This window comes from Thermostichus sp. MS-CIW-30 (assembly GCF_054058015.1).
In genome coordinates this window covers 1-8,445 of sequence record NZ_JBSRZW010000049.1, presented here as the reverse complement: position 1 = coordinate 8,445, position 8,445 = coordinate 1, and the positions used below count along the sequence as shown (strand labels likewise).

7 protein-coding genes and 1 pseudogene are annotated in these 8,445 nt (G+C 59.3%); 7 read left to right on the top strand and 1 reads right to left on the bottom strand.

Annotation, left to right across the window (positions count from 1 at the left end; genetic code table 11):
* The 3 genes and pseudogenes from ACVWXW_RS14085 to ACVWXW_RS14075 form a co-directional block, all read left to right on the top strand.
* Positions 1–144, top strand: a pseudogene (locus ACVWXW_RS14085) (RNA-guided endonuclease TnpB family protein); the annotation flags it as partial.
* Positions 145–469: 325 nt separating this feature from the next.
* A complete protein-coding gene (locus ACVWXW_RS14080) occupies positions 470–2,185 on the top strand; it encodes a succinate dehydrogenase/fumarate reductase flavoprotein subunit (protein ID WP_457404329.1) in 1,716 nt (571 codons plus the stop codon).
* Between the two features lie 139 nt (positions 2,186–2,324).
* Positions 2,325–3,722: an aspartate aminotransferase family protein gene (locus ACVWXW_RS14075; RefSeq protein ID WP_011429583.1), complete on the top strand. Its 1,398-nt coding sequence runs from the start codon at positions 2,325–2,327 to the stop codon at positions 3,720–3,722.
* Between the two features lie 33 nt (positions 3,723–3,755).
* Here ACVWXW_RS14075 and ACVWXW_RS14070 read toward each other — a convergent pair whose 3' ends face one another.
* Positions 3,756–4,406, bottom strand: coding sequence for a hypothetical protein (locus tag ACVWXW_RS14070; RefSeq protein ID WP_457404328.1), 651 nt, complete (start codon positions 4,404–4,406; stop codon positions 3,756–3,758).
* A gap of 345 nt (positions 4,407–4,751) precedes the next feature.
* On the opposite strand from ACVWXW_RS14070, the gene purF reads away from it, so the two are divergent.
* The 4 genes from purF to ACVWXW_RS14050 form a co-directional block, all read left to right on the top strand.
* On the top strand, positions 4,752–6,380 hold the full coding sequence (purF, locus tag ACVWXW_RS14065; protein ID WP_457404326.1) for an amidophosphoribosyltransferase: 1,629 nt from the start codon (positions 4,752–4,754) through the stop codon (positions 6,378–6,380).
* A gap of 52 nt (positions 6,381–6,432) precedes the next feature.
* Positions 6,433–6,957, top strand: a complete 525-nt coding sequence (gene def, locus ACVWXW_RS14060; protein ID WP_414330398.1) for a peptide deformylase — start codon at positions 6,433–6,435, stop codon at positions 6,955–6,957.
* An 11-nt stretch (positions 6,958–6,968) separates the two neighbouring features.
* Complete coding sequence (locus tag ACVWXW_RS14055; protein ID WP_457404325.1) at positions 6,969–7,436, top strand: thiol-disulfide oxidoreductase DCC family protein; 468 nt, start codon at positions 6,969–6,971, stop codon at positions 7,434–7,436.
* Positions 7,437–7,817: 381 nt separating this feature from the next.
* On the top strand, positions 7,818–8,445 hold a 628-nt coding region (locus ACVWXW_RS14050), incomplete at its 3' end, for a pentapeptide repeat-containing protein (RefSeq protein ID WP_457404324.1).

Below are 8,445 nucleotides of genomic sequence, written 5' to 3'. Positions count from 1 at the left end.
GAAGGGGATGCGGATTTTAACGGTGCGAAGGTGATTGCGCTTTTGGGGGCTGCCGTAAACCAGCCTAGAGGTTCGGGCCTGTTTTGTTCTCTGGTAGAGCAGAGCAGGCTCAGGGCTACTGAAAGCCTGCTCCGTACCGCTTAGCGGTCGGAGCCGGGTAGTTTACAGATCAGAGCTTTGCGGGATACTGCCATTCTGTTTGGCAACGAGCAGGATGCAATCGCTGCAGCCCTGGGCAACAGTGTATGGCTTCGCCATGCAAGCCATAGCCATTCCAAACTGGATTGGGACACTCCCCAAGCGTTCCGCGCTGCTTCCGCGACCACTCCCAGGGGAAGAGGGAAGTTAGGAAGCGATGCAACTTAAAGCTGTTCGTCAGCTGCTGCTGGAGAGGCTGCTGGGGCCGGCCATAATGGGAAAACGCCATCCTGGCTGTGGCGGAATCCTTTGCGAGAGCTTGCCTGCATCCATGCTGGAACACGACATTGTCATCATTGGGGGAGGGCTGGCCGGTTGCCGAGCGGCTTTGGAGGTTATGCGACGGGATCCCAGCCTCGACCTGGCCTTGGTGTCCAAAACCCATCCCATTCGCAGCCACTCGGTAGCAGCCCAAGGGGGCATTGCCGCCGCCTTACAAAATGTTGATCCGCAAGATTCCTGGGAGGCTCATGCCTTCGATACCGTCAAGGGATCCGACTACCTAGCGGATCAAGATGCGGTGGAGATTCTAGCCCGGGAAGCCCCTGAGGTGATCATCGACCTGGAACACCTGGGGGTCTTGTTCTCCCGCCTGCCGGATGGCCGCATTGCCCAGCGGGCCTTTGGGGGACACAGCCACCCGCGCACCTGTTATGCCGCCGACAAAACCGGGCAAGCCATTTTGCACGAGTTGGTGAGCAACCTCAAGCGTTTTGGGGTCAAGCTCTACAGCGAATGGTATGTGCTGGATCTGATCCTGGCAGAAAACCAAGTCCAGGGCGTGGTGATGTTGGAGCAGGCCAGCGGGCGGCTGGAAGTGCTGCGGGCCAAGGCGGTTATGTTGGCTACAGGCGGCTATGGGCGCATCTACAACTCCACTTCCAACGACTTTGCTTCCACCGGCGATGGCATGGCGATGGTGGCGCGGGCCGGCCTGCCTCTGCAGGATATGGAGTTTGTGCAGTTTCATCCCACGGGCCTGTATCCGGTGGGGGTGTTGATCTCAGAGGCAGTGCGTGGAGAGGGGGCCTATCTGATCAATGGGAAGGGGGAGCGCTTCATGGCCGCCTATGCCCCCAGCCAGATGGAATTGGCCCCACGGGATATCACGTCGCGGGCAATTGTCACGGAGGTGCGGGCCGGGCGCGGTATTGACGGCAAAGATTTTGTCTACTTGGATCTGCGGCATCTGGGGGCAGAAAAGATCCACACTCGGCTGCCCTTCTGTTGGGAGGAGGCCCATCGCCACTTGGGCATCGATGCGGTTGTCGATCCCATTCCGGTGCGACCGACGGTGCACTACTGCATGGGTGGGATCCCGGTGACGGTGGATGGGCAGGTGTTGCGGGATGTCCAAACCCGTGTGGAAGGGCTGTTCGCTGCCGGTGAAACGGCCTGTGTTTCGGTGCATGGGGCCAACCGGCTGGGCAGCAACTCTCTCCTGGAGTGCATTGTTTTCGGGCGGCGCACAGGGGCAGCCCTGGTAGAGGCCGTCAGAGGTCGAGCCTTGCCGAAAGTGGACGAGGGATCCCTACTCAAACAGGCCGCCAGCCGGATTGCCGGGCTCCTGGAACGATCAGGGAAGAGCCGCATTGATCAGGTGCGGCGGCAATTTCAAGATTGCATGACCGAGCATTGCGGCGTCTACCGCACCGAATCGGTTCTCCAAGAAGGGATCCAAACATGGCAACAGATCCGCCAGCGTTACGAGCGGGATTTGCATTTGGACGATCGGGGCAAGGTGTGGAACACCGAGCTGATCGAAGCGCTGGAGCTGGACAACCTCATGACGGTGGGGGCTTTGATCCTCGCCAGCGCCCTGGAACGGCGGGAAAGCCGTGGCTCCCACGCGCGGGAAGATTACCCCCAACGGGATGATCAACGGTTTTTACAACACACCTTGGCTGCCTTTCGCGAGGGATCCCCTCAGATCAGCTATCGCCCCGTGGTGATCACCCGGTTTCCCCCTCAGGAGCGAAAATACTAACTTTCCAGAGGCCTCCCAGGCCGATTAGGATTGCTCTATCGTTCCCGTTAGCAGGATGGAGCCCCTTTCAAAATTATCCAATATCTAGGGATTCTATCTTCGCCAGCTTGAAATCTCGTCTACTGCCGGAGGGCCAGCCATGCAAGAAACCCTGGAGAAAGCAGCCGTCGCCCTGCAAGCGGAGCTGAATCTGGAGCCTTTTTGGATGCCCTTTACGGCCAATCGGCAATTTAAAGCCAACCCGCGCCTGTTGGTTGCCGCCCGAGACATGTACTACACCAGCCACGATGGCCGCCAAATCCTAGATGGGACTGCCGGGCTGTGGTGTGTGAATGCTGGCCACTGTCGTCCCCCGATTGTGGAAGCAATCCAACAGCAGGTGGCCCAACTGGACTACGCCCCAGCTTTTCAAATGGGCCATCCCAAAGCCTTTCAACTGGCAGAGCAGCTCATCCAGCTCACTCCTGCCGGACTGGATCACGTTTTTTTCACCAACTCTGGCTCTGAGGCGGTGGATACGGCCCTGAAAATGGCCATCGCCTACCATCGCTTACGCGGACAGGGATCCCGGCAGCGGCTGATTGGCCGGGAACGGGGCTACCACGGCGTTGGCTTTGGGGGCATCTCGGTCGGGGGCATCTCCAACAACCGCAAGTTTTTTGGCAGCCTCATTCCCGGCGTAGACCACCTACCCCACACCCACAACCTGGAGCAAAACGCCTTTAGCCGCGGCCTGCCTCGCTGGGGATCCCACTTGGCAGAAGACTTGGAGCGGATCGTCGCTCTCCACGATGCCAGCACGATTGCAGCGGTGATCGTAGAGCCGGTTGCCGGTTCAACGGGGGTGTTGCTGCCGCCGGTGGGCTATTTGGAAAAGCTGCGGGCCATTTGCGACAAATACGGCATTCTGCTCATCTTCGATGAGGTGATCACCGGCTTTGGGCGTCTGGGATCCCCTTTTGCGGCCAATTACTTTGGGGTGGTGCCGGATCTGATTTGCTGTGCCAAGGGCCTCACCAATGGCACCATCCCGATGGGCGCAGTGATCGTCAAGCAAGAGATCTACAGCGCCTTCATGGAGGCTGCTGGTTCCGCTGATGACCTGCACCGTCCAGGGGACAACAGCAGGACGCTGTCCTGGAGCCCCATCGAGTTTTTCCACGGCTACACCTACTCCGGCCACCCAGTTGCCAGTGCCGCCGGCTTGGCTACCCTGAACCTGTATCGAGAAGAAGGCTTGTTCGAGCGGGCTGCCAACCTCGCTCCCCTCTGGGAGGAGGCTCTCCATTCCCTGCGCGGCTTGCCTCATGTCATCGATGTGCGCAACCTCGGCTTGGTGGGGGCAATTGAATTGGAAGGGATCCCTGGCCGACCGACAGCGCGGGCTTTTGAAGCTTTTTTGCGCTGCTACGAACGTGGGGTATTGATTCGCACTACAGGTGATACCATTGCCCTTTCCCCGCCTTTGATCATCGAGGAAGCCCATATTGAACACCTGATCGCCACCCTGAAGCGAGTTCTTCAAGAGCTACCTTAGTCCTGAATCGACAAGAGAGACTGCCTGAGGGAGTTAGAAGCTTCTGGGGCTGGGCGTCGGCGAAGGACTGGGAGAGGGACTGGGTCTGGGCGAAGGGGATACCGAGGGAAAGGGATTGGGGGTGCCGGTCGGCGTTGGCGAGGGGGAGGGACTGGGCGCAGGCAACACCCGTAAAGGAGCTTTGGCCGAAGCAATTCGGCCCTGGGTATCCGCCACCATTGCCGTCACCTCATAATCCCCGGTGGGAGCAGAAGTGGGAATGGTGATGGGGATGGTGCCAATGCAGGCTCTGCTGTTGGGCTGACAGCCGACGGCAGCGGCAGTGAAATCAAAGGTGAGGGTGAGGGGGCTTTGTCGGATTTCCACCCGGAAGCTGATGCCGGCCCCCAAACCTGCAGGAGTCGTCACGGCCACCAGCACGTTGAAGGGTACCGTCTGTCGCGCGTCCGTCAGGGCCACCACGGCAATCGAAGGCGGCTCTGCTGCAAAGGAAGCAGTGGGAGAGGGGCTGGGAGTGGGGAAAGGATTAAAGAGGGGAGTGGAAGTGGGGGTTGGGGTGAGCAGCGGCGTAGGGACAGGACTGGGGATGAGGAAAGGAGTGGGCGTTGGAGCCACCACCGCTATCGGCGTGATGGTAACCGCAGGCTGTTCGCCGGCATCTTCTTGGCAAGCCACCAGTGACAACGACAGAAGAGCGGCTACACTGGCCCTTATTACAGAGGAGGCTGCTAACGTCCAGCTCTGACGGAACCTATGGGGCTGCTGTCTCATGGGGTTTGACTCCTCACAACACAAAGCTTTGGGATCCTGCCGGTTCTGGGAGAGCCGAGCCTTGGTGGTGTCCAACTCAAAAACTCGGCCAGGCTGCTTCTCAGCCACAGCAGCGCTTACACGCTGCTAACACTATAGATAGAGTCTTAGCTTTTTGCAAACCCCACCTGTGGACTCCCCCTTTGGGGGTGAAGCCAGATAGAGGGGAATGACCTGGGCCGAGTTAGACTGGTAAGCGTGACAGCAAGACGAGGATCCATGGCAGCAAGGGCGGGAGCAGAACCATCTTCTGGCTGTGGAGAAGCAGAGGGGCAGACTGCCGTTGGCGTTGATGCCCTGTACCCCTCAGAAAACATCAGCGGGGCGGGGTATGCCCGGGAAGAGCTGCAAGAGGCTTGCGGGGTCTTTGGCATCCTGGCTCCAGGAGAGGAGGTGGCCAAGCTGGCCTACTTTGGCCTATTTGCCTTGCAGCATCGCGGCCAAGAATCGGCAGGGATCGCCACTTTTGAGGGATCCTTTTGCCGGGTTCACAAGGCGATGGGCTTGGTCTCCCAGGTCTTCGACGAGGTGAACTTGGCCCAACTGACCGGGGATCTGGCGGTTGGTCACACCCGCTACTCCACCACTGGATCCAGCCGCGTGGCCAATGCTCAGCCGGTGATCGTGGAGACTCGCCTGGGGCCGCTGGCTCTGGCCCACAACGGCAATTTGGTCAATGCGGAAGAGCTGCGGAAGGAACTGGAGGCCGCCGACCGGCACCTAACCAGCAGCACCGACTCCGAGTGTATTGCCCACGCCATTGCCCAGGCGGTGAACCAAGGTCAAGATTGGATCGCGGCCACTTGCCAAGCTTTGCGCCGCTGTCAGGGGGCTTTTAGTCTGGTGATCGGCACGCCAGAGGGCCTGATCGGGGCACGGGATCCCTATGGGGTGCGTCCGCTGGTGTTGGGGCTTTTGAGCAGCAACCCCGCTCTGGATGAGCTGCTGCAGTCAGAGATGCTGGAGATCATCTGCAGCGACGGCACCCTCAGCCACCCCGAGGCCGAGCCGCTGCATTACGTGTTGGCTTCAGAAACCTGTGCTTTGGATATCATTGGGGCCGACCCTCTGCGGCAGGTGGAGCCGGGAGAGTTGGTGTGGATCAGCCGTCAGGGGCTGCAATCGGTGCGTTGGGCGGAGGCCACCCCCAAGTTGTGCATCTTCGAGATGATCTACTTCGCCCGCCCCGACAGTTGGATGCATGAGGAAAGCCTCTACTCCTACCGGGTGCGTTTGGGAGAACAACTGGCCAAGGAGGCCCCGGCAGAGGCCGACTGGGTGATCTCCGTTCCCGATTCCGGCACGCCGGCAGCCATTGGCTATGCTCGCCAGTCGGGGATCCCTTACACCGAAGGGCTGATCAAAAATCGCTACGTGGGCCGCACCTTTATCCAGCCCACCCAATCCATGCGGGAGCGGGGCATTCGCATGAAGCTCAACCCCCTGGAGGACGTGCTGCGGGGGAAGCGGATTGTTATTGTGGACGACTCAATTGTGCGGGGCACCACCAGCCAGAAAATCGTCAAGGCCCTGCGCCAGGCGGGGGCTACCCAGGTCCACATGCGCATTTCCAGCCCCCCGGTCACCCATCCCTGCTTCTACGGCATCGATACCGATAGCCAGGATCAGTTGATTGCTGCCCAGCATTCCGTAGAGGAAATCGCCGAGAAGATTGGAGTGGATTCTTTGGCCTACCTGAGCTGGGAAGGCATGCTGGCTGCCACGGGCCGGGATCCCAACTCGTTCTGCTCCGCTTGCTTTACCGGCCACTACCCCATCCCCATCCCAGAAGGGCTGAAGCGCTCCAAGCTGGCCCTGGAACTGGTGGCTACTGGCAAGAGCCGCTAGGCTGCTCATGGATCCCCGCTAGACTGAGAAGAAGAATTGCTTGGGGCAAGCCATGACTTTTCGCCTACGCCAATTGGGGGATCCCATCCTGACGCAAGTGGCCGAGCCGGTGACGGAGTTCAAAACGCCGGCCTTGCAGGATCTTATAGAAGGTATGCTGGCTACCCTGAAAGAGGCGCAGGGGGTGGGCTTGGCTGCTCCTCAGGTGGGATCCCTGCTCCAAGTGCTGATCGTGGCCTCTCGTCCCAATCCCCGCTACCCGGAAGCGCCGCAAATGCAGCCTCTGGTGATGGTTAACCCCCGTCTGCTGGCTTGCAGTTCTGACCAGGTGCTGGGTTGGGAAGGCTGCTTGAGTGTGCCCAATTGCCGTGGTCTGGTGGCCCGCGCCCGCGAAGTGGAGGTGGAGTATTACACTCCAGAAGGCGTTCAGCAAAGGGTGGTCTGGCAGGATTTTCCGGCGCGGATCTTTCAGCACGAATACGATCACCTGATGGGTCGGGTGTTCCTGCAGCGGCAGCCTCGGCAACTGCTTACCGAAGCCCAGTACCAAGCCCAGATTTTGGGTCAGCCCGCCTGAGGGATCCCACCATGCCCTACATGGTTATCTACGACGGCCTCTGCAACCTCTGTGCCACCGGCGTTCAGCTCTTGGAGCAACTGGATCGCGGACGGCAGTTTTGCTATGCCCCCATGCAAGATGCTTCTACCCTGGCCCAATGGGGGATCCCACCGGAGCAGGTGGAGCTGGGGATGATTCTCATCGATCTGGAGCACTCAGAGCGCCGCTGGCAGGGATCCGCTGCCATTGAACAAATTGCCGCCCTTTTGCCGAGCGGGGAGGTGTGGCTGGCTCTGTACCGCAACTTTCCTGGCTTGAAGGTTCTGGGGGATCGAGGCTACGAACAGATCCGGGATCACCGCTACGAGTGGTTTGGCCGCCGCAACACCTTGTATTTGTCTGCCTACCCTGCTTGTGTTGCCTGCCGGGATCCCTTGGCCGAGGCTGAGGGAAAAGCTGCAGCACCAGCCGCCGGCAAGGCAGAAGCAAGCCGATAGCCAAAATGGAAGTTCCCTCTTCCTCAGCTCGCTATCTTGGATCAGGGAATTTGAAAAAGGATTGAATTCCTGTATCAAAGGTTAACCTTTCTAAGGGAATTCCCTGAACTGGTCTTGACCCTCTCTAAGCCCATAGCGAGAATAGGAACAAAGCAGCCAAAGGGGGGATGAGGCGTGCCTACAGTTACTGATAAAGATCTGGGCAATATCGATTGCAGTTTAGAGATCCTCCAGCCGGTTTTGAGAGGCAAGGATCCCAGAAGTGCAAACGGCGCCATCAAATGTTTTAGCCATTACAACGGAAAAGGCAGAGAGCTTCTCCTCCAAACCCTAAACCAACCTCTGGATTGGGAAAAGCAGTTTGCTCTCTGGACAACCCTAATGGATTCGGGTGATCCCCAACTTATCCAAATCGCGAAAGCCTATCCGGTTACCCTTCGTCCGGTGGGAGATCTGGGGGCAAAATTGGAGGCTGGCGAGCGAGATTTCCGCTGGGCGGATTTGAGAAAGGCCAACCTCAGTCAGCGAGATCTGAGTGGGGCAGACTTGAGAGGAGCAAACCTAAACCGCGCGAGACTGAGCCAGGTGAATCTCAGCCATGCCAACCTGAGCGGAGCCAATCTAACTCAAGCAGACCTCAGCGGGGCCGATCTGAACGGAGCCAACCTGAGCGGAGCCAACCTCCTGGGCACCAACCTCATCGGCGCCAGCTTGCTGGGGGCCAACCTAACGGACGCCAACTTGAGGTGGGTTGTCATTTCTCCCAAAACGCAGATGGATCCCAAGTGGCACCTGGTGTGGACAATCATCAACGGCGTTGCCCAGGGGGAAAGCCTAGCCCAAGCCGACTTGAGCGGAGCCAACTTGGAGCGGGCCGACCTGAGGGGAAGAGACCTGACGCGAGCAAATCTCAGAGGGGCGAGGCTGGCCGCGGCCAACTTGAGAGGAGCCAACCTCAGCCAAGCCAACCTCAGCGAGGCCAACTTGGAGGGGGCCGACTTGACTCAGG

Coding starts and splice junctions, on each gene's coding strand:
- ACVWXW_RS14075 (WP_011429583.1), top strand. CDS start 2,325: ATGCAAGAAACCCTGGAGAAAGCAGCCGTCGCCCTGCAAGCGGAGCTG.
- purF (WP_457404326.1), top strand. CDS start 4,752: ATGGCAGCAAGGGCGGGAGCAGAACCATCTTCTGGCTGTGGAGAAGCA.
- def (WP_414330398.1), top strand. CDS start 6,433: ATGACTTTTCGCCTACGCCAATTGGGGGATCCCATCCTGACGCAAGTG.
- ACVWXW_RS14055 (WP_457404325.1), top strand. CDS start 6,969: ATGCCCTACATGGTTATCTACGACGGCCTCTGCAACCTCTGTGCCACC.
- ACVWXW_RS14080 (WP_457404329.1), top strand. CDS start 470: ATGCTGGAACACGACATTGTCATCATTGGGGGAGGGCTGGCCGGTTGC.